We start from the raw sequence: 22094 nt of genomic DNA, 5'->3' as shown, positions 1-22094 counted from the left end.
CGAAAATGAGCCATTCGATTCAAAACGGCGTTTGGCCGACGATGATTACTCCATTTACTTCGTCGGGCGAAGTCGATTACGCGGCATTGGAGCAATTGGTGGAATGGTATATCGGTATGGGCGTTCACGGCTTGTTCGCCGTATGCCAGTCGAGCGAGATGTTCAAGCTGTCCTTGGAGGAACGAGTGGAGATCGCCCGTTTCGTCAAGCGTCAGGCGGCGGGGCGCGTTCAGGTGATCGCTTCGGGCCATGTATCCGACGCATTCGAGGATCAGGTCGCCGAATTGCGGCAAATCGCCGCTACCGGAGTGGATGCGGTCGTCTTGATCAGCAACCGGCTGGCCAAGGAGGACGAAGGCGATGAAGTATGGAAAACCGCCGCAAGCAAGCTGCTGGAGGCGATTCCGGACGTGCCGCTCGGCATTTACGAATGCCCGTATCCGTACAAAAGGCTGCTTTCTCCGGAATTGCTCAAATGGTGCGCGGATACGGGAAGATTTTGGTTCCTGAAGGACACGTGCTGCGACCTGCAGCAAATGAAAGCGAAAATCGATGCGGTTGCCGGGAGTGCGCTGAAGCTGTTCAACGCCAATTCCTCCAGCCTGCTCGCTTCGCTTAAGCTTGGCGCGGCCGGATTTAGCGGCGTCATGGCCAACTTTCATCCCGACCTGTACGTGCGGCTTACCGAACGGTGGAAGGAAGACGAGACGGCCGCCGAACAGCTGCAAGCTTATTTGGGAGTGGCATCGCTGATCGAGCTGCAGTACTACCCGGTCAATGCCAAATACCATTTGCAGCAGCTGGGCTTGCCGATTACGACCGCAACTCGCGTCAAAGACGACGCCGGGCTGAAGGCAAACCACAAAATCGAAGTCGGACAGCTCGAACTGTTAACGAATGTCGTACGTACTTTGCTGGTGAGCAGCGAAGCGGGCGAGGTCACGGCAGGACTGAAATAATACTATGCATGACGGATAACGCAAACGGAAGCCCGCTTCGGGCTTCTTTTTGTTTTTTCCAAATCCTTAAAGTGTTGTTATCGATGTTTAGTATTCGTTATATATTGAGAAAATAAGTTCGGGTAATCTGAATGTGGGTCCATTATTCCACTACTGGAGGGTCAAGATGAAACATACAAGCAAACGTTGGATGGGTACCGGCATTGCCGTTATATTGACGACGGCCATGGTTACCGGTTGTGCGGGCGGCGCCAAAAACAACGCCGGAGACGGGACGCAAGGAGGCGGCGCGGGAGCGGGAGCGAAGCCGTTCGAGGGCAAGAGCATTACGCTCGTTACGGCCAACCATCCGTGGGGCGACGCGATCAAGCCGTTGCTGCCGGAGTTCGAAGCGGCTACCGGCATGAAGGTAAACGTGCAAAGCTTCTTCGAGGATCAGCTTACCCAGAAGCTTACCGTACAGTTCACGGCCGGCTCCGCTACGCCCGACGTGTTCATGTATCGCCCGCTGCAGGAGGGCAAGCTGTTCTATAAGAACGGTTGGGTAAATCCGCTGGACGAGTATCCGCAAAAAGACGCGAGCTACGATTTCAACGATTTCTCCAAATCGGCGATCGGCTCCGTGACCGTTGACGGCAAGCTGGCAGGCATTCCGATCATTACGGAGCAGGAAATATTGTATTACCGCAAAGACTTGCTGAAAAACGCCGGCCTTGAAGTGCCGAAGACGATGGACGAGCTGATGGCCGCCGTGAAAAAGCTGCATGACCCGTCCAAGGAAATGTACGGCTTCGTAGCGCGCGGACAGCGTTCGCCGCTCGTAACGCAAGTATCGTCCTTCCTGTATTCGGAAGGAGCGGACTTCATGAATGGCGACAAGGCGACGATCAATACGCCGGAAGCGGTCAAAGCGTTTACGACTTACGGCACGCTGCTGCGCGATTTCGGCCCTCCGGGGGTGCTCAACATGTCTTGGCCGCAGGCGTTCGGTATTTTCGCTCAAGGCAAAATCGCTTTCATGACCGATGCCAACTCGCTGTACGGCAACGTGACCGACAAAGAAAAATCCAAGGTAGCCGATCAGGTCGGATTCGCCATGTTCCCGGGAGGCAAAGCCGGATCGAAGCCGTATAGCATCACCTCGTGGGGGCTCTCGATGAACGCGAAGTCGGCCAACAAGGATGCCGCTTGGGAATTCATCAAGTGGGCGTCGAGCAAGGATGTCGTATTGAAAACGCAGCAAGCCGGCAATCCGGGAGCGCGCGCATCGATTTGGGACAAGGCGGAAGGCACGACCGGCTTCCCGGCCGAGCTCGTTCCGATCATTAAGGAAAGCGCCAAAGTGGGCGTCGACCACGACCGTCCTGTCGTAATCAGCGTCGGCGAAGCACGGGATGCCGTAGGGGAAATCGTCCAGCAGGTGATGGCCGGCCAGACGAACATCCAGGATACCGCCAATAAAGCGAACGCCGCGCTCCAGACGATTGTGGACAAAGACAAAACCAAATAAAAATAAAGCTTAACAAGAACGATGATGGGGAGGGTCATGCGATGGCCCTTTTTCATCATCCTCCAAACGTTTCGACAGAAGAGGGTGAGAACTTCGATGCAATTTAGCTGGTTCGATCGAAATTTGAAATGGATTTATACGCTCCCCGCAGTGCTGTTCGTGCTGATCATGATGCTGTTCCCGATCATCTACACGGTGAGGATCAGCTTCTTCGAATGGAGCATGTCCGCCACGACGCCGCCGAAATGGGTCGGCTTGGACAACTATATTGCGCTTCTGCATGACGGACGGTTCTGGCATGCGGTCGGTGCGACGTTTTATTTCACTTTCGTGGCGCTTGCGGCCGAAGTCGTGCTGGGCGTGGCCATCGCCGTATTGCTGGCGCGCCAATTCCGCGGCAAAAATATCGTGAAGACGGTGTTCCTGCTGCCGATGGTGGCGACTCCGGTCGCGATGGGGCTAGTGTGGATGCTCATCTACGAGCCGACGATCGGCGTGGCCAACATGATGCTGAAATCGCTCGGGTTCGAGCCGCTGCTGTGGCTGGCCTCGACGAGCCAAGTCATTCCGTCTCTCATAATCGTGGACGTCTGGGAGTGGACGCCGATGATCTCGCTGATCGTGATGGCGGGCATCTCTACGCTGCCGAGCGATCCTTACGAGGCGGCCGACGTCGACGGAGCAAACGGCTGGCAGAAATTCACCAACATTACGCTGCCGCTGCTAAGGCCGACCATTCTCGTAGCGGCCATGCTGAGGCTGATCGACGTGCTGAAAACGTTCGATATCATTTATGCTACGACTCAGGGCGGACCGAATTTCGCTTCGGAGACGCTTAATTTGTACGGTTATGTACTCGGGTTTCAATACTTCAAGCTCGGTATGGCCTCGTCGCTGCTCGTCCTGTTTTTCCTGCTCGTCATGGGGCTGACACTGTTTATGATTTGGATGCGGAAACGATTGGAGGTGGCGTCATGAAGAAGAACAAAACGCTTACTATCGTGCTCGGCTTGTTGACGCTCCTCGTGCTGTTCGTTTTCGCGTTTCCGTTCCTGTGGATGCTGATCGCATCGTTCAAGACGCAAGCGCAAATTATGTCTACGGAAAATTTCCTGTTTTTCAAACCGACGGCGAAAAACTATTCGAGCGTATTCCGGGAATACGATTTCATGAAGTTTATCGTGAACAGCCTTGTCGTGGCCGTAGGCTCGACGGTGCTGTCGCTTATTCTGGGACTGCCGGCCGCTTATGCGATCGCCAGACACCATCTGCAGAAGCTCGGGCTCGTCATTTTGGTCGCACGGATTATTCCGGGGATAACGTTTTTGATTCCGTGGTTCATTTTGTTCTCGAAAATCAATTTGGTCGACACCTATACTGCGCTCATCTTGAGCCATATGCTGGTCGGTCTTCCGTTTATTATATGGATCATGATCTCCTTCTTCGAGGCACTGCCTACGGAAATCGAGGAAGCGGGCCTGATCGACGGCTGCAATCACCATCAGGTGTTTCTGCGCATCATTATGCCGATATCCGGCCCGGGTGTCATTACGTCGTCGCTGCTTTCGTTCATTTTCTCCTGGAACAATTTCATGTTCTCGATCATTTTGGCCGGGGACAAGACGAAGACGCTGCCGATCGCCGTATTCAACTTCATGTCCTACTCCGAAATCAACTGGGGCGCCCTGATGGCCGCCGCCTGCATCATTACGCTGCCGGTGCTGATCATCGCGCTGCTGGCCCAGCGGTATGTCGTCAGCGGCTTGGCCGCCGGCGCGGTTAAAGGCTGATCAAGGCGGTGAAGGTCAAGGTCAATATATTCGGGAGAATATTGATCCTGGTCATATTGCTCCTGATTCCTATCATCGTGCTGTACAGCTACTCCAATCGGATCGCGGGCAACGTCGTAGGAGAACAGATCAAGTCCTCCGGCTTGAATCAGCTTACGTTTTTCCTGTACCAATTTGATTCGGTCATAGAAAATTTGTCCATGTTTCCGGTAATTTTGGGACAAGACCCGCATCTCCGGGAGTACCTGGACAAGACGGGAGCTCCTCTGCCGGACGTGCTCGCCGAGCAAGCCCGGATAACCGGGAAGCTCGGCTTGCAAAGCGTATCCAGCGCATGGTCCAACGATTTGACGGTCGTCATACCGGGTCAGTCGAAGGTGCTGTCTTCGAATATTTATGTAAACGGGAGCTCGCAGTGGTCGTGGGACGGGGCGGTCCGGAGCGTTTGGACTTATGAGGAGGACCGTTCACGCGGCCATCCTACGGGTTCGTTCATACGCGAGATCGCCGAGCCGGCGAACGCGAGAAGGGTCAATCAGGCGATTTCGCTATTCCAGGTGCGGTTTCCCGTGCAAAATATTCAAGAGCTGCTCGATTTGTACAAGAAGGATAAAGCGGGCGATCCTTTCCTGTATAGGCAGGGCCAGGACCCGATCCGGACGAGCACGCCAGACACGGCGACGATGCAGCCGATTATTATGGCGCTGGACAATCTTGACTTGAACGAGTCCGGACAGGAGCGTGTTGGTATCGAAGGACAGCAGGTTTTGGTCAGCTATGTGCGATCCGGACAACTGGGAGGCTGGTATTTGGTCGACTACGCCCCGGTCGGCAAAGTGCTCGCTCCGATTACGCAGACGCGCAACCTGTTCTATATTTCCGTCGGGCTTTTGCTGCTCATGAGCGTGCTGGCTTCGTTTTTGCTATACCGCAACGTACAAATTCCGATCGTCAATATGGTCCGCGGCATGCAGAGATTGCAGCTTGGGGATTTGACGGCGAGAATCGGCTACCGGGCCAAAAACGAATTCGGCTACTTGATCAGACGGTTCAACGAAATGGCTGAGCAAATCCAACTGCTGGTCGAGGACGTGTACGTCGAGAAAATACGCTCGCGGGAAGCGACCTTGAAGCAGCTGCAATCGCAGATCAACCCCCATTTTCTGTACAACTCGCTGTTTTTCATTATCAATTCGGCGATGCTGGACGATCGCGATTCGGTCGTGGCGATGTCGCAGCATTTGGCGGAGTATTACAGGTATACGACTCGCGTGGACAATCAGACCGTTACCTTGAAGGATGAGCTCGGGCTGATCGGTCATTATCTGGAAATTCAAAATATGCGCATGCATAGAATCGAGTACGAAATTGACGTTCCGGACTCCATGATGGAAGAAATCGTACCGCGACTGATCATCCAGCCGCTCGTGGAAAATGCGATCGTGCACGGAATCGAGCGAAGAACCGAAGGCGGACGCATAACGATATCACGGGAGCAAGACGAGTCGTACAACCGGATCATCGTTCAGGATAACGGAGCGGGCTTGACCTCAAAAGAGCTGCACCGGCTGCTGGCAGGCTTGCAGGAGCCGATGACCGACCGCATCGGACGCGGCACGTGGAACGTGCACCAGCGTCTATATTACAAATTCGGGGAAGGCTCGGGCCTGACGTTCAGCGAAGTGCCGGAGGGCGGCTTGAAGGCGGTACTGACGTGGAATCGCAAGCACAATGCGAAAGATCCCGCGGTCCTTGGGACGAAGGGGGCGGAAGGAGATCGTTCAGCTGTTGATCGTGGATGACGAAATCCACGTCGTGGAACGTTTTTCCACGACGATCGATTGGGGCGGGATCGGCATCGAGCACGTATACGGCGCTTATTCCGGCGAGAAGGCGCTCGCTCTGCTCGATCGTTTCTCCATCGACATCGTCATCACGGATATCCAGATGCCCGGCATGACGGGCTTGCAATTGATCGCGGAAATTCAACGGCGTTGGCCGAAGACGAAGTGCATTCTTCTCTCGGGCTACTCGGACTTCAACTATGCGAAGGAAGCGATTTTATACCGGACGGAGGATTACCTGCTGAAGCCGGTGACCGAGCAGGCTCTGATCGAAACGGTGCGGAGGGTGATGGAAAAGCTGCGGCTGGAATGGGAAGAGGTCGTTTCCAGACAGCGGCTGGCCTCCGCGCTGAAGGAGCATATGCCGACTCTCAGAGGCAGCTTGCTGGGAGATTTGCTTCAAGGGCGCAAGCTTGCAGGATCGGCTCTCGGAGACAGCATGCAAATGCTCGGTCTGGAGCATTTCAACGACGGGAAGTCGTTCGCCCTTATGATGATCCGGCTGGAGGAATACTTTCTCCGATACGACGCCCACAGCCTGTCGCTGATGGAATACGCGATCGGGAATATGGTGGAGGAGCTGTTCGGCGACCGGCTGGACAGCTGGTATACGAAGGATGCCCACGATTACTTGGTATTCGTCATGACCGGCAAGGAAGGTTCCGTCTGGACGACGGACGACTCCACCTGGTTCGAGCGGACTGCCTCCACGCTGCAGACGGCTGTCAGCAACTATTTGAAGGGAAAAATATCGATTCTCGTCAGTCCGTGGGGCTCGTTCCCGACCGATTTGTCCGACCTGTACGGCCGGTCGGTGGCCGCGTTTCGCCAGACGATCGGGGGAGAGAAGGAGCTGTTCGTCCGGCTGCGGGACGATCCCGGGCGGAAGGACGTTCAGCCTCTGCCGAGCCTGTACGAGCCGCCCACGCTGATCCATCTGCTCGAAGCGGCCCGATGGGACAGCATCGAGGAGAAGCTTGCCCATCTGTTCGGGGAATTGGAGAAGCGGGGCGCGGAATCGCAGGAGCAACTGCTAGAGGTATACTTCAGCATCGCCTCCGCTTATGCCTACATCGTTCATAAGAGCGGGCGGAGCTTGCCCGACCTGATGGGCGAAGATTACGACAAGATGATCAAAGGAATCCCGTACCGCTCCTTGAATCAGCTCAAGGAATGGACGATCGGCACATTGAACCGGATCCGCGACGATATGAATCGGGAGACGAAACATTCGCGCGATTCTCTCATCAACGACATTCGGACATTCGTCGAGCAGCACATGGCCGAGGACGTATCGCTGCAATCGATCGCGGACCACGTCCATCTGCATCCGGTATACGTATCCAAAATATACAAGCTGGAGACGGGCGACAATTTGAGCGATTACGTTCACCGTGTCCGGATGGACAAGGCGGAATATTTGCTCAAGCACGGACAGAGCAAAATATACGAGATCGCGGCGCTGCTCGGCTACTTGCGTCCCCATTCGTTCAACCATGCGTTCAAGAAGCAATTCGGGATAACGCCGCAGGAATACAGGGACCGCTACTCCTAGATGGTCCTAATAGCTCACGGATAGTGAACCGAATTTGCTTATTAGTGAACCTCATTTCGTTATATGGCCCATTCCATGGACCATTGGAGGAATAGTGAAACTCTCGGTAAATATGAAATGAGGCTCACTATTCGCTGAATCCACCTGTATGGCTTACGATTAGCGCAATGAGGTTCACTAATAGCGAAGTTTGGTTCAAACGCAGATAGACAATAGACAGGCAAGAACAAGGGATTCCTGGAGTCATGGAATAACTGTGCAGCTATGCGCAGCTTCGCATTTTTTTCGCAAAGCTTTGGGTATTGCTACCATTTGCATAGCTTATATAGTAAGGTTGTGAGAGCGGGGTCGGCAGCTTGCTTCGCCGGCCGTGGCGCGGATTCAAGCCAATTTTTAGCAGGGGAGACAAGTCTGATGAAAATAACGAAGTTGGAGCTTTTCAAAGTTCCGCCCAGATGGCTGTTCCTGAAAATCGAAACGGACGAAGGCATTTCCGGATGGGGAGAGCCGGTCGTAGAAGGCAAGGCGGATACGGTGCACGCGGCCGTGACCGAGATGAGCGAATATTTGATAGGCAAAGATCCGATGCGCATCGAGGATATTTTCCAGGTGCTGTACCGCGGCGGTTTCTACCGTGGAGGGCCGATTTTGTCCAGTGCGATTTCGGGAATCGAGCAAGCTTTATGGGACATCAAGGGCAAGTTTTACAACGCTCCCGTGTACGATTTGCTTGGCGGCGCCTGTCGCGATAAAATCCGCGTCTACTCGTGGATCGGCGGAGACCGGCCGAGCGACGTCGGCGAAGCGGCCAAGCGTCAGGTGGAGGCCGGGTTTACGGCGGTGAAGATGAACGCGACGGAAGAGCTGCACTATATCGACTCGATTGTCAAAGTGGAAGCGGCCATTGCCCGGATCGCCGCGGTTCGCGAAGCGGTCGGCAAAGAAGTCGGCATCGGCATCGATTTCCACGGACGGGTCCACAAGTCGATGGCCAAAATATTGGCGAAGGAGCTCGAGCCCTACAAGCCGATGTTTATCGAGGAGCCGGTGCTTCCCGAGAACAACGAGGCGCTGAAGGAAATCGCCCGCTATACGTCGTGTCCGATCGCGACGGGAGAACGCATGTATACCCGCTGGGGCTTCAAGGAGCTTCTCGCCCAAGGCGTCGTCGACATTATCCAGCCGGATTTGTCCCATGCCGGCGGCATTCTCGAGACGCGCAAAATCGCCGCGATGGCCGAAGCGTACGACGTGGCCGTGGCGCCGCATTGTCCGCTCGGACCGATTGCGCTCGCTTCCTGCCTGCAGCTCGACACCTGCTCGCCGAATGCCTTTATCCAGGAGCAAAGTCTCGGTATCCACTACAACAAAGGCTCGGATCTGCTCGACTATTTGAAGGATCCTTCCGTATTTGCCTACAAGGACGGTTTTGTCAGCAATCTGACCGCCCCCGGGCTAGGTATCGAAGTCAACGAAGAGAAGGTGCGGGCTATGGCGGCCATCGGACATACGTGGAAAAATCCGGTGTGGCGTCAAGACGACGGTACGGTTGCGGAATGGTAGGGCTTGGACAGCGGCCACTTCGACGGCCGCTTGTTTTTTGTCGCCGAAACTGGGCAAACAGGTACGAATTGGAAGAAGCCGTGTCGATCGCGGCTTTTTTTCTATTTCAGCATAATTCGCGTACAGAAATGCTGTATCGCCTGATCGGTGCAGGCTGACGGCCCTTGCAGGCGCTTGCGAGACCGCGAATCCATAAATAGCGGAACTGGCGTATGTTATTGACCCGAATCCCCGTGTCGACAATAAAATAACGGAAAACAGTTCCTCTACTCCGCTGTTCACGATCATTTTCACCCCGAAAAGTTGATATAACGGCAGCCTGTTCCGTTATATTCAGGAGTGCAACGGAGTTCGGGACAATAACGGAATCCAGTTCCTTTATTCACGGACAACGTGTTGCAAGCGCCTCATCGAAAGGCTTCCGGGTTATTCGCGGATTAGGCTGGCGCAGCTTTTTTGCGATTATCGCCAGAACTGGCCGGAGGACGGGGGCAACCCAAGTATGCCATCTCGGCTCAGCGCTGTCGGACTGGCATGTCGAACGTTGTGTCACATCAACAGCGTACAAAAAAATTACGGCTTTTACTAAAGAATCCGCATTCGATCCTATATACAATTGGAACAGAAGGGAAGGTTGATTCATTACCGACAAAAGGAGCGTGGTCAGCAACCATTACTTGATGGCGCTTACATGATGGCGCCGAACCAGCGGAGTTATCGCCGATACAAGCGACAGGTTTGGAGGAGAACGAACATGACGGTATGGAATAGGAAAGCGGCAAGCGCCGCCTTGCTTGCCGCGGTTATTGCCGTGACGGCAGGCTGCAGCAAAGGGGATTCAGATGCCGAAAGCACCTCTGACCCGGCAAAGTCTACGGAAGCGGGCAAGGAGCCGGTCACTTTAAAAATCATGTGGTTCAACACGTTGGTGGCGAAAGAAGCGGTGGAGCAGTTCATCTCCATCCCCGTCAAGCAGAAATATCCGTATATTACGATCGAATTCATGGACGTCAAGACGGGAGCCGCCCTGCCCGATTTGATTACCACGGGGCAAAGCATACCCGATATCGTCATTACCGACTATTCGAATTTGTCCACCGCGATCGATCTGAAATATCCAACCGACCTGAATGAAGCGTTGAAGAAGGAGAAGGTCGATCTGAACGGTCTGGAAGCGAGCCCGCTTGACGGAGTAAGGGCGCTCGGCGCACAGGGGGAGCTGTACGGTCTGCCCTTCTATATGGACAAATACATGATGTTTTACAACAAAGATATTTTCGATCGATTCGCGATTTCGTATCCGACGGGAGAGATGAGCTATACGGATCTTATCGGCTTGGCCAAAAGGCTGACCCGGTCTGAAGCGGGCGTACAATATTTGGGTTACAGGTGGGCCGACTTATATACATTCGGCTTCCAGTTGGGGTTGCCCGTCATCAATGCCCGGACCGGGAAGGCAGACCTGCAGTCGGACGGCTGGAAACGCGCGCTTTCCATGATCAAGGAAATGGTCGATACGGGCATCGACAATAAAATTACCCACGAGCACTTCTTCAAAGAAAAACGGCTGGCCATCTATCCGCAATGGATGGGAGCCGCTTACGGTCTCATCGCGCAGGAGGGCGGAGCCTTGAACTGGGACATCGCAGCCATGCCGTATTCCTCCGACCAGCCTAAAACGTCCGGACCGACCAAACCGATCTATTTGCTGGCATCCGCAGCCGGCAAACACAAGGAGCAGGCGATTGCCGCGATTTCTTATGTGGCGACTTCGCCCGAAGTGCAGATGCTCCTCTCGCAGAATGGAAGAATCAGCGTATTGAAGGATAAGGCGATCCAGCAGCAATTCGGCACGAAGCTGCAGCTGCTGCAGGGCAAAAATGCGGGTGCCGTATTCAAATATCCGTTCGGCAAGCTTCCGAATACGACCGCATACGAGTCCCAGGCTTGGAACGGATTGGACACGGCACCGGTCGCCATCATCGGGGGGACGGATGTCAACACCGCACTGCGTGCCGCGGATGAGAAAGCGAACAAAGACATCGATACCTACAGGAGCGGCAGAAAGTAATGGATATCGGTTGACAAATGCTGCGCTAATAGGCATGAAGCGGGGGTCACGATGTGGCTCCTTTTTGCATTTGGAAAAATCCGTTCAAGCGTACAGGAGAAGTCGGGTCATCCTATGAAAAAACCTTGTGTTGTAATGTATGTAATGAGATTTAATTTACATTGTGATGTACTTAATTAGTGTTGACTGTAGTTATGTGATGTCTTATATTTATATTGGGCAAACGTTTTCATTGTTATTAATGCTCTTTATGAACATAAAAGTACATCACAACGGACGTAGGTATTGAGAATGGGGAATTACATACGGAAGCGTCCGAATGGAAAAACGAGGTGTCGCAAAATCATGAAAGCAAAACCGACGAGCAAGCAGTTCCGGCTCGAGCTGGAACGGGTGGCCGACGAATTGCGAGAAGATATCGAGAACGGCACGTTTCCCGCCAATTCGTTTTTGCCGCCCGAGTCGGCATTGGCGAAACGGTTCCGATTAAGCAACAAATCGGTGCGCAAAGGGATGGAGAAGCTGGTGGAGGACGGCTTGATCGAGAAAATGCCGCGGGTAGGCAACCGTGTCATCGCGCAGCGCGCGAGAGTGTACTTGACTTTGGCCTGCACATATTCGATCGAGCGGGATTTTTGCCTGAACAGGCTGCTTGACGATTTTCACCTGCTGCACCCGTGGATTCGCGTAGACGCCGTTCCTTACTCCGATTTGTCTCAGTTCTACGGCGAAGGCGAACGACGTCACGCGGATGTATTCGCCATAGATTCGACGCAGTTTCAGGAGCTGAGAGAAGACGGACATGTGGCGATGCTGGAGCCGCTATGCGACTCCCCGGAGGCGTTTCCGTTCCTGAACGAAGCTTTCCGGGCGGACGATCGCCAGTATGTGCTGCCCTCCATTTTCACGCCGATCGTGTTGTGCTACAACCGCTCGCACTTCAAGGAATGCCGGCTGCCCGAGCCGCACGGGGGATGGACGTGGGACGATTTGGCAAGAAGCGCGGCCGTCTTGTCCGGGAGCGGGAACCGGCTCGGGTTCTGCTTCCATATCCTCTCCGAAAACCGTTGGCCGTTGTTTCTGGTGCAAAGCGGCGGGCGCTTCGAATGGGATGGGGGGCGTTTGCGCGATCTCCGAGGCACGATGCTGCTGGAAGGAATGAAGCTGGGCAAGCGGATAATACGCGACCGAGACATCTTTCCGCTCTATTTGTCCGAGAACAACGACGAGATCAACGCCCTGTTCACGGAAGGCAAAGTATCGATGATTCTCACCAGCTATATGGGACTGAACGAGTTCCGGAATGCCGGACTCGAGTATGATATTTCGCCCGTACCTTATATGGGCGAGCCGCGAACGCTGGCGATGGCCATCGGATTCGGGATGAGCCGGGAGTCCGGCAACAAGGAAGCGGCCCGCATCCTGATCGACTATTTCGGCTCCGAACGGGCACAGAAGCTGATCAAGACCAATACGTTAAGCGTACCGGCGCTGCAGCATATTGAAGCGCCCTTCGACCCGGCGATTCACGTTCCGAGCCGGTATCCGCTGTACCGCGAAATCGTCGCATCTTACCGTTTGCACAGCGAATTGAACGTTCCGTGGCGGATGAATCGCATATTGGCCGGACAGTTGAAGGCGTACTGGGCAGGGCTCCTGGATGATGACGAATTGTGCGACAAGCTGACCGAGAAATTATCGGTACGGGAACCGGAGACGGCAGACAAGTAAACCGGCACAGCGAGTAAGACGGCGCGTTCTTGCCCACCGCACGCCAAACCGAGCGGATTGCCGGGGAAGAGGGGATACGGATGAGCTTCCAATCGACAAAAGTACTGTATATCTCGAGGTGCAAGTACCGGTTTGAAAGCCATGTCGTCAATCACTGCCACAACTTCCATCATATTCTGTACGTCGTCGGCGGCAGCGGGACACTGAGCGCCAACGAGATCGCTTACGGCATGAACAAGCACGATTTGTTCGTGATCCCGCCTGGAATGTATCACAGCTTTCTCTCGGATGCGTCCCATCCGCTCGGCACGATCGAAGTGAAGGCGCTTGTCGGCGATCCCCAATTGGAGGCTTATCTCGAGCCGATGTCAATCCGGATAGAGGCGCCGCAAGCGAAGATCAAGCTGCTCCTGGAAGCGATGCTGGACGAGGCGACCTATTGCCGGCCGCAATATAAAGAGATCATAACGGCGAATTTTATCGAGTTTATTTTGAATATCCGGCGGTTATACAGCATGGAGGCGGAGACCGGGGACCCGGAGTCCCGGAATAGGGAAGGCTTGCCCGGGGAACGGGAGTCGTCGGAGAAGCTGCTTCCGGCTAAGGCCGAAGCGGGCGATGACCTTGCCGGCAGGGTGATCCGGTACATTCATGCCAACTATGACAGCAAAATCGTGTTGAAGGAGCTGGCCCGGAAGCTGACGGTAAGCAGCGCTCATCTATGCCGCGTATTTTGCGACAAATACCGGTTGTCGCCGATGCAATATTTGAACAATTGGCGGATTCACGAAGCGAAGGAGCTGCTTAAGAACACGGAAATGTCGATTACGGAAATTTCCGCCAAAGTCGGTTTTCAGAGCGTTCACTATTTAAGCCGCCGCTTTGCCGCGAGAGAACGGATGTCGCCGCTGCAGTACAGACAAAAAATGAAGGAGATCGTCGAGCTGCGGATCGAGGACAAATTCGAAATAATCGACCATAAGATCGTCATACACCGGTAACGCAAGCGTGATGTTCTTTCGTACCCGACATTTCCGCGCCGCATCCCCGGGAAAGCCGAAATCGGCTTTCGTCGGGGCTTTTTTTTGCCCGGAACAGATCAACAACGTACAAAAAAAATACGCGTTTTACTAAAGAAACGTCCGCGGATGGTTAATATAATGATTTTGCAAGCGTAACGCGGAAGGCGCGAAACGGCGTCGTGCGCTTATGAGAGGAAACGGGAGGATGCTGGAGCATGAACTTGCGAGCAGGAGTAGCCAAGATCGACATTACAACCGGCATGCAAGGGGTCGTTATCTCCGACCCGCTGTACGCCAAAGCACTCGTATTGGATGACGGCTCGACGAAGGCGGTCATCGTGGCCATGGACGCTCTGGCGATAGGCGGTCTGGGCGATATTAAGGACGACTTTATGCCGAAGCTGCGCCGCCGCATCGAGAACGAGCTGCATATCCCCGGCGGCAGCGTGATGGTGAACGCTTCGCATACCCATCCGCAAGGAAGACTGCTCTGCGACGATGCCGAGCAGGTCGATCGGACGTTCGAAGCGGTGAGGCAAGCAATGGGGGCCATGGCGGAGGTCCGAGTCGGCTGGGGCGTCGGGCACGAGGATCGGATCGTCGTAAACCGGAATCTGAAAATGAAGGACGGCAAGCATTGGTCGATCCGCTATGCCCATCCTTGTCCGCCGGACGAGGATGTATCGGGTATCGGACCGATCGACCCCGACATTGGCGTAATCCGCATAGACCGGCTGGACGGACAGCCGCTGGCCGTCGTTTACAATTTTGCCTGCCACCTGCTGATCGGCGTCCCTGATAGAGGAGTTACCGCCAATTTCCCGGGCTTCGCGTCGAAGGTGATTGAGGAAACGCTCGGAAACGGAGCGATGGCATTGTTTCTGCAGGGGGCGGGAGGCGACATTCTCGAGCTCTATTTCAAGGATGTCAACCGACCGCGAAATTGCGAGCCGATCGGCACGATGCTCGGACTCGCCGCGTTGAGGGCGGCAAGAAGGATCGAGACCGGGAACGCGCGTCTCAGCGTGCTGTCGGAGACGATCCGGCTTCCGAGAAGAGTCGATATTCCGGAGCGGATCGCCGAGCGGTTGCGGGATCAGGCAGAGCTTCTCGCTGCGATGCGGAGCACGGCACTGAACTTCAAGACTTTTCTGCCGATGTACTTGAAGTATGCGCTTCATCCCGATTATCCTTCGGATTATGGCTATCGGTATATGCAGGAGGCGCAGATCGGCGCGAATGAGCTTGTTGCGATGGATGCGCATAACAGAGGCAATATCGAGCGGTACTTAGGCAATATTCACAAGATGGAGAAGCTGATCCGGATTCAGGAGGATGTGGCTACGCTCAAGCACCATCTCGAGCTGAACGAGGAAGCCGGCGAGCCGGACATTCCCGCGGAGGTGCAAGGGATCAAAATCGGGGATGGCGTACTGATCACGGCTCCGGCCGAGCTGCTGATCGAGGTCGGCTTGAAGCTGAAGGCTTCGTCGCCATACGAGCATACTATTATCTCGGCATTTACCAATGGCTACATGCACTATGCTCCTCCCGTCGAGCATTACGGCAAGGGGGGCTACGAAGTGACGGAATGCTTGCTGGCGCCGGAATGGCAGCGGGCTTATGAGGATAAGGCGAACGAAATTATACGAAGGCTGTAGTGCTCATCCGGCGGCATCCCGGTCTGAGTGGGGCGATTCGAGCGCTGCCTGCCAAGGTCGGGACGCTTTCTTATGCACATGATCCGAAAACGGAGGATGCTATGGATCGAATGTGGACTGCACGATGGATCACCGATCACGTATTCGGCGACCTGCTTCCCCATGATATTTATCGCAAGGAGTTGGCCCCCGACAGCGGAAAGGCGCATGACGCGGAGCTGTACAACCGCCATATGCTGGCGAGGCGTACCTTTTCGCTGGACGGAGATTTGTCTCATAGTTATCTGGATATTACCGGCGACGACTACTATAAGGTTTACATCAACGGCCGATACGTCGGACAAGGTCCGGCGCAAAGCAACTATTTCCACTATTACTACAACCGTTTTCCCGTAACGCCGTATTTGCGCCAAGGCGTAAATGCGATAGCGGTCCACGTCTATTACCACGGAAAGATTTGTCACGCGTATAACAGCGGAGATGGCCGACAAGGCTTTATCGCCGAGCTGAAGGTCGGGGACCGGATGGCGGTCAAGTCGGACCATACATGGAAGTACACGATTACGAACGAATACGGTCGGGGGAGCGCTATCGGCTACGATACGCAATTTTTGGAGCATATCGACAGCCGCCTCGCGGAGCGGGGTTGGAGGGAAAGCGATTTTGACGATTCGCACTGGTATTCGGCCATGGAGCGCGAGCGTGACGATCATCGGCTATTTCTGCAGCCGACGCCGCCTCTATCCGTGTATGAGACGACTCCGGTGCGAGCTTCGGAAATTGGGGGAGGAGGCTACCTCCTCGATTTCGGTCGGGAAATTACCGGCCAGGTTCGTTTGCGGGCGAAGGGCGGCGAAGGGCAGGTCGTCGAAATCCGCTGCGGCGAAGAGCTGACGGACAACGGCCGCGTCCGTTATGAGATGAGGTGCAACTGTACATATAGGGAATATTGGACCTTGTCGGGGCGGGAATACGACGAGCTCGAATTGTACGATTACAAAGCGTTCCGTTACGCGGAGCTGCTGCCGGAAACGGGCGTCTCGCTCGATACCCGCAGCTTCTCGGCGGTTGTTCGGCATTATCCGCTCGATGACGACGCAAGTCTGTTCGAAACGTCGGATTCCCGCTTGGACGCGGTATGGTCGATATGCCGCAACGGCGTCGTATGCGGTTCCCAGGAGACGTATGTCGATTGTCCCTCGAGGGAAAAGGGGCAGTATTTGGGAGACAATACGGTCATCACGCATGCTCACGCATATATCGCGGGGGATTTGCGCTTGTACCGCAAATCGCTTCACGATTTCGCCCTGCTGGCGATGCGCGTATGTCCGGGCTTCATGGCGGTAGCTTCCGGCAGCTATATGCAGGAAATCGCCGATTTTTCCTTGCAATGGCCGATGCAGTTGATCCGATACTACAAGCATAGCGGCGATCTCGACTTTTTGCGGGAAATGTACCCGATAGCCGGGAACATGCTGCGGCATTTCGAGACGTTTCGCCGGGAGGACGGTCTGCTCGCGCAAGTGTCCGACAAATGGAATTTGGTCGATTGGCCGGAGCCCTTGCGCGACGGATACGACTTCGATCTCGGGCCTCCGGCCGGCAAAGGCTGCCACAACGTATTGAACGCGTTTTATTACGGTGCCATGTCCGCCGTATCGGAAATCGAACAAATTTTGCATGGAGCGTGTTCGGAACGACTGGCAGCCCAAATGCTGCGGACGAAATCCTCTTTCCGCAAGGCGTTTTATGACGAAGCCGGAAAGTTGTTCGTCGATGCGGAAGGCTCGGAGCATTCCTCCCTGCATGCCAATGCGCTGCCGCTGTTGTTCGGGCTCGCGCCGAAGGTGGCGGTACCGTCGGTAGTCGCCTTCATTCGCAAAAAACGGCTAAGCTGCGGCGTATATATGGCTTATTTCGTATTGAAAGCTCTTGCGGAAGCCGGAGAAACCGATTTGGTATATGAGCTGATCACTTCGGACGATCTCCATTCCTGGGGCACCATGCTGAAGGAGGGGGCGACAACATGCTTCGAAGTATGGTCCAAAGACTTGAAGCCGAACGCCAGCCTATGCCACCCGTGGGCAAGCGCGCCGATCCCGGTGTTGATCGAACAAATCGTCGGGCTGAAGCCGGCGGCCCCGGGGTGGAAGCGGGTGGCGTTCGCCCCCCGCATACCGGCTGCTCTTCACGAGGTCAAGCTGGCATTCCGCGTACCGACCGGACGAATTACGTTCGAGTACGCCGGCGGGCGGATGAAGCTAGAAGTTCCCGAAGGCGTCCCGGTCGTGCGGAGGCGTTGACTTATTTTTTCAACTCCGAAGGGGCTTTCCCGTAGGCACGACGGAACAGCCGGGTGAAATAAACCGGCTCCATGCCGATGTAGGCGGCGGCTTGACGAACCGTCATGCCCGGATGTTCGGACAGCAGCAGCGCCGCCGTCTTCAGCCGGACCCGCTGCAGGTAGTGCATCGGGGTCATGCCGAGATCGCGACGGAACAGCCGGTTCAGATGCTTCGGCGAATAGCCGACGTGGGAGGCCAGCTCGGTCATGGACAGGTCGCGGTGCAGATGGTCGTGCAGGAAACGGACGGCGCTGTCCACCGAGTCGCGGTAGCGGGCTCCTTTTCCCGAACCGTCTGCATGGGGCGCCTGCCGAGCCGCTTGCTTCTTCACTTCGGCGCAAAAACAAAACAGCTGCTCCATGGAGCTCCACGCATCGAAGTGCGGACCGGAATGGGACCATACGCCTTCCAGCAGCTCCAGCAGCCTTCCCATGTCCCCGAGCCGCAGCCGGTAAGGGTCGTTGCCGAATCCCCAGCTTTCCAATACCACGCCGCGGTTCTCCACGAAAGTCACATAACCGACGAGCCACGGCTCCGGACCTTGCGGAACGTATTCGTGCGGCAGATCGGCAGGGATATACAGCATCGTATTGGAATCGACCGTGTCCCATTTGTCCTGACCCAAAGGTCTGAACTGGCCGGCTCCCGAAAAGGTCAAAAAAAGCTGATTGGCGGAAAAGCCTTTCATCCGGGTAATTGCGGTCTGAACTTCCGTGCCGACCGTATAAACGCTGAACGGAACATCCTCCCCGGCCGGGTGCAGATTCGTTCGCAGTGCGAGCATTTTCATGCGCGTTTTCTCCATTATGTCCTTTTTGTACGGCATGTTGTCCGTTTTGGACGCTATGAACCACCAGTATAGCACAACTATAATGGGGTCATGGAGTGCAAATACGGTCGCGGGCAAAAGCGGCAAGGAGAGATGATTGATGATCCGGATCGACAAATATTGGGAAAACCCGGGCATTCTGCATAAGAACAGGGAGGCGCCTCGGGCGCATTTCATTCCATACGGGGACGTTGCTTCCGCCAAGGACGGCAAAAGAGGCCGCTCGCCTTTCTACCGGACTTTGAACGGAGCATGGAAGTTCCGCTATGTATCCAGCGTCCGTCTGGTAGAAGACGCGTTCTATGAGGAGCATGCAGGGGCAGGACATTGGGACGATCTGATCGTGCCTTCCTGCTGGCAGACGAACGGCTACGACCAGCTGCACTACACGAACATCAAATACCCGATCCCATTCGATCCGCCTTATGTGCCGGACGAAAATCCGGCCGGCCTGTACGTCCGGGACTTCCAAATCGGCAGCGAATGGAGCGGCAAGGACAAGTTCGCCGTGTTCGAAGGCGTCAATTCGTGCATGTACTTGTGGCTGAACGGAACGTTTGTCGGCTACAGCCAAGGCAGCAGAGTTCCGGCGGAGTTCGATCTTACCCCTTATATACGCGAAGGCCGCAACCGGATGGCCGTAATGGTGTTGAAATGGTGCGACGGCACTTATTTGGAGGATCAGGATTTATGGAGACACTCCGGCATTTTCCGCGACGTATACTTGCTCGCGCGAGATCGGATCCGTATCCGGGATGTGTTCAACAGACAGGAGCTGACGCCCGACCTCGCGCAGGCGGCGCTTCGCGTGGAGCTCGAGACGACGGGGCGGCTTGCGATTAAGGCCGAGCTGATGGACGCCGAAGGCAGTACGGTCGGCTCGGCCGACGCGGCCATTGAGGGACAAGGGACGATCGAGCTGTCCATTGCCGACCCTGTGCTGTGGAATGCGGAAGCGCCGTATTTGTACGAGCTGTTCGTATATGGAGGCGAAGAAGTGCTGCGGTTCCCGGTAGGGCTCCGTCGGGTCGAAATCGGCGATGGCGTGTTCCGGATCAACGGACAGCCCGTCAAGTTGAAAGGCGTCAATCGCCATGACTCCCACCCGTCGCTCGGACAGACGATTCCGATCAGCCATATGAGAAAAGATCTCGAGCTGATGAAGCGGCACAATATCAATACGATCCGAGCCTCCCATTATCCGAACGATCCGCGATTTCTCGATCTGTGCGACGAGTACGGCTTCTACGTGATCGACGAAGCGGACCTGGAATGCCATGGGGTCAGCTTGGCGTACAGCGGAACCGAAGGGGCGTTCCATAAACTGTCGGCCGATCCCGACTGGCGGGACGCCTTCGTGGAACGGGCGGTCAGAATGGTGGAGAGGGACAAAAACCATCCGTCGGTCATCATATGGTCGATGGGCAACGAGTCCGGCTATGACGGCAACCATATCGCGATGGCCGAATGGACGAGGAAAAGAGACGGTTCGAGGCCGGTTCATTATGAAGGAGCCGCTCCGCATTACAAAGGCAGCGGCGATGTGGACAGTCTGGACATGGAAAGCCGCATGTACGCTTCCGTTCAGGCGATCGCCGAGTATGCCGCCAACGAAGAAAACAAGAAGCCGCTGTTTCTGTGCGAGTATTCCCACGCGATGGGGAACGGCCCGGGAGATTTGGCGGACTATTGGGACGTCATCTACGCGAATCCGAAGCTGATGGGCGGCTGTGTATGGGAATGGTGCGACCACGGCATTCTAACCGCCACGCCGGAAGGCGTTCCGTTCTTCGCATACGGCGGAGACTTCGGCGACAAGCCGAACGACGGCAATTTCTGCATCGACGGTCTCGTCTCTCCCGACCGCAAGCCGCATACGGGGCTGCTGGAGCTGAAGAAGATTATTGCGCCGATTCGCATCGAAGCCGACAATTTGGCCGACGGCAAATTTAACGTAATCAACTTGTACGATTTCATCGATCTGAGCCATGTCGTGCTCCATTGGGCCGTGGAACGCGACGGCATGGTGGTGAGCCAAGGAGACGTATGGCAGCTTGACGCGAAGCCCCATGGCACGCAGTCGGTGACGATTCCTTACGGAGCTTCATTAACCGGATCGGGACATCCGTTACTCACCCTATCTTTCCGGTTGAAGCGGCAATTCCGTTGGGCGGATTTCGGGTACGAAATCGCCTTCGGGCAGTACGAGCTTCCGATAATCGCCTCTGTGAATGCGGGACCGGGAGGAGGAAGCGTGAGAGCCGTCCGTACGGCGGAAGAAGGCGGCTTGCTGACAATCGACGGCTTCGATTTCCGCCATTCGTTCGATCTGCGGGAAGGGACGTTTGTGCAAATAACGAAGCACGGGGTCCGTATGCTGCATGCACCCGCGCAGTTTGCCATCTGGCGGGCGCCGGCCGACAACGATATGTATATCAAGCGGAAATGGCTAGAGGAAGGCTATGACCGGGTACGGATGAAGGTGTACGAATGCACTTGGTCGAGTTCGGATGACGAAGCCGTGGAAATCGACGTCAAGTTCTCCCTTGGCGGATATTTCAAGCTGCCCCTGCTCCATGGTCGGGCGGTATGGCGAATAGACGGAACGGGACAAATCGTTCTCCGCGCGGATATCGAGGTCAGGGAAAATCTCGACTATTTGCCCCGGTTCGGCTTGCGCCTCGTCATGCCGCAAGGCAACGAAGAAGTGGAATATTTCGGACTCGGACCTCACGAGAGCTATATCGACAAACGGCATAGCGCAAGAAGAGGCAAGTACGCGCTGACCGTCGACGACATGTTCGAGCCGTACATTATGCCGCAGGAGAACGGCTCCCGCTACGGAACGGAATGGGCGATCGTCTCGAATGAGCAGGGGATGGGACTCCGGTTCGCGTCTTCCGGCGGATTTTCGTTCAATGCCTCCCACTATACGGCCGAGGATTTGACCGCGGCGACGCATGCCCACGAGCTGGTCAGGCGCAAAGAAACGGTCGTTCATCTGGATTACAAGATGAGCGGAGTGGGCTCCGGCTCTTGCGGTCCGCAGTTGGCGGAGCCGTATCGTTTGAAGGAGAAGCGGTTTCCGTTCGAGCTCGTCATACGGCCTTTGTTCAAAGAGGACGAATAGCATCTTGGGTTTATGTACGGGTCGAGTCAGGCCCGTACTTTTTTTGGTATTTTGACGGCCGAGGCGCCATATGGCCGGAGCAAG

Annotated in this window: 14 protein-coding genes; 13 read left to right on the top strand and 1 reads right to left on the bottom strand. The window is 55.4% G+C overall.

Features of this window, described 5'->3' with window-relative positions; translation table 11 throughout:
• Positions 1-5: 5 nt before the first annotated feature.
• The 12 genes from FE784_RS02265 (at position 6) to FE784_RS02210 (ending at position 18009) form a co-directional block, all read left to right on the top strand.
• Positions 6-959, top strand: coding sequence for a dihydrodipicolinate synthase family protein (locus tag FE784_RS02265; RefSeq protein ID WP_139600587.1), 954 nt, complete (start codon positions 6-8; stop codon positions 957-959).
• A 166-nt stretch (positions 960-1125) separates the two neighbouring features.
• Positions 1126-2469 (top strand): ABC transporter substrate-binding protein, encoded by a 1344-nt coding sequence (locus tag FE784_RS02260; protein WP_139600490.1) that lies wholly within the window; start codon positions 1126-1128, stop codon positions 2467-2469.
• A 96-nt stretch (positions 2470-2565) separates the two neighbouring features.
• Positions 2566-3447, top strand: coding sequence for a carbohydrate ABC transporter permease (locus tag FE784_RS02255; RefSeq protein WP_139600489.1), 882 nt, complete (start codon positions 2566-2568; stop codon positions 3445-3447).
• Complete coding sequence (locus FE784_RS02250) at positions 3444-4259, top strand: carbohydrate ABC transporter permease (protein ID WP_139600488.1); 816 nt, start codon at positions 3444-3446, stop codon at positions 4257-4259. Before FE784_RS02255 ends, FE784_RS02250 begins: the two co-directional genes overlap by 4 nt.
• Positions 4260-4267: 8 nt before the next feature.
• Entirely contained in the window at positions 4268-6061 is a 1794-nt protein-coding gene (locus FE784_RS02245) for a sensor histidine kinase (protein WP_246131868.1), read from the top strand.
• Positions 6054-7658 carry a response regulator transcription factor gene (locus FE784_RS02240; RefSeq protein ID WP_246131875.1) on the top strand — a complete coding sequence of 535 codons (1605 nt, stop codon included), beginning with the start codon at positions 6054-6056 and terminating at the stop codon, positions 7656-7658. Before FE784_RS02245 ends, FE784_RS02240 begins: the two co-directional genes overlap by 8 nt.
• Before the next feature lie 414 nt (positions 7659-8072).
• Positions 8073-9221, top strand: a complete 1149-nt coding sequence (gene dgoD, locus FE784_RS02235) for a galactonate dehydratase (RefSeq protein ID WP_139600486.1) — start codon at positions 8073-8075, stop codon at positions 9219-9221.
• Positions 9222-9975: 754 nt separating this feature from the next.
• A complete protein-coding gene (locus tag FE784_RS02230; RefSeq protein ID WP_176705903.1) occupies positions 9976-11292 on the top strand; it encodes an ABC transporter substrate-binding protein in 1317 nt (438 codons plus the stop codon).
• A 345-nt stretch (positions 11293-11637) separates the two neighbouring features.
• Complete coding sequence (locus tag FE784_RS02225) at positions 11638-13023, top strand: extracellular solute-binding protein (protein WP_176705902.1); 1386 nt, start codon at positions 11638-11640, stop codon at positions 13021-13023.
• An 80-nt stretch (positions 13024-13103) separates the two neighbouring features.
• Positions 13104-14024 carry an AraC family transcriptional regulator gene (locus FE784_RS02220; RefSeq protein ID WP_139600483.1) on the top strand — a complete coding sequence of 307 codons (921 nt, stop codon included), beginning with the start codon at positions 13104-13106 and terminating at the stop codon, positions 14022-14024.
• A 236-nt stretch (positions 14025-14260) separates the two neighbouring features.
• Positions 14261-15706, top strand: a complete 1446-nt coding sequence (locus FE784_RS02215) for a hypothetical protein (protein ID WP_139600482.1) — start codon at positions 14261-14263, stop codon at positions 15704-15706.
• Positions 15707-15807: 101 nt separating this feature from the next.
• The gene (locus tag FE784_RS02210; protein ID WP_139600481.1) at positions 15808-18009 is read left to right on the top strand and encodes a family 78 glycoside hydrolase catalytic domain; all 2202 of its coding nucleotides are present in this window, start codon (positions 15808-15810) and stop codon (positions 18007-18009) included.
• A gap of 1 nt (position 18010) precedes the next feature.
• On the opposite strand, the gene FE784_RS02205 is transcribed toward FE784_RS02210, so the two are convergent.
• Complete coding sequence (locus tag FE784_RS02205) at positions 18011-18841, bottom strand: helix-turn-helix domain-containing protein (protein WP_139600480.1); 831 nt, start codon at positions 18839-18841, stop codon at positions 18011-18013.
• 139 nt (positions 18842-18980) lie between these two features.
• On the opposite strand from FE784_RS02205, the gene FE784_RS02200 reads away from it, so the two are divergent.
• On the top strand, positions 18981-22010 hold the full coding sequence (locus FE784_RS02200; protein ID WP_139600479.1) for a glycoside hydrolase family 2 TIM barrel-domain containing protein: 3030 nt from the start codon (positions 18981-18983) through the stop codon (positions 22008-22010).
• The last annotated feature ends 84 nt before the right edge of the window (positions 22011-22094 follow it).

Source organism: Paenibacillus hemerocallicola, assembly GCF_006265175.1.
In the GTDB taxonomy this organism is placed as follows: domain Bacteria; phylum Bacillota; class Bacilli; order Paenibacillales; family NBRC-103111; genus Paenibacillus_AB; species Paenibacillus_AB hemerocallicola.
This window is presented reverse-complemented; position numbering and strand designations above follow the sequence as displayed.

What these genes read in the sequence shown, in the direction of transcription:
- FE784_RS02265 (WP_139600587.1), top strand. Translation starts at nt 6, where the DNA reads ATGAGCCATTCGATTCAAAACGGCGTTTGGCCGACGATGATTACTCCA.
- FE784_RS02260 (WP_139600490.1), top strand. Translation starts at nt 1,126, where the DNA reads ATGAAACATACAAGCAAACGTTGGATGGGTACCGGCATTGCCGTTATA.
- FE784_RS02255 (WP_139600489.1), top strand. Translation starts at nt 2,566, where the DNA reads ATGCAATTTAGCTGGTTCGATCGAAATTTGAAATGGATTTATACGCTC.
- FE784_RS02250 (WP_139600488.1), top strand. Translation starts at nt 3,444, where the DNA reads ATGAAGAAGAACAAAACGCTTACTATCGTGCTCGGCTTGTTGACGCTC.
- dgoD (WP_139600486.1), top strand. Translation starts at nt 8,073, where the DNA reads ATGAAAATAACGAAGTTGGAGCTTTTCAAAGTTCCGCCCAGATGGCTG.
- FE784_RS02230 (WP_176705903.1), top strand. Translation starts at nt 9,976, where the DNA reads ATGACGGTATGGAATAGGAAAGCGGCAAGCGCCGCCTTGCTTGCCGCG.
- FE784_RS02225 (WP_176705902.1), top strand. Translation starts at nt 11,638, where the DNA reads ATGAAAGCAAAACCGACGAGCAAGCAGTTCCGGCTCGAGCTGGAACGG.
- FE784_RS02220 (WP_139600483.1), top strand. Translation starts at nt 13,104, where the DNA reads ATGAGCTTCCAATCGACAAAAGTACTGTATATCTCGAGGTGCAAGTAC.
- FE784_RS02215 (WP_139600482.1), top strand. Translation starts at nt 14,261, where the DNA reads ATGAACTTGCGAGCAGGAGTAGCCAAGATCGACATTACAACCGGCATG.
- FE784_RS02210 (WP_139600481.1), top strand. Translation starts at nt 15,808, where the DNA reads ATGGATCGAATGTGGACTGCACGATGGATCACCGATCACGTATTCGGC.
- FE784_RS02205 (WP_139600480.1), bottom strand. Translation starts at nt 18,841, where the DNA reads ATGAAAATGCTCGCACTGCGAACGAATCTGCACCCGGCCGGGGAGGAT.
- FE784_RS02200 (WP_139600479.1), top strand. Translation starts at nt 18,981, where the DNA reads ATGATCCGGATCGACAAATATTGGGAAAACCCGGGCATTCTGCATAAG.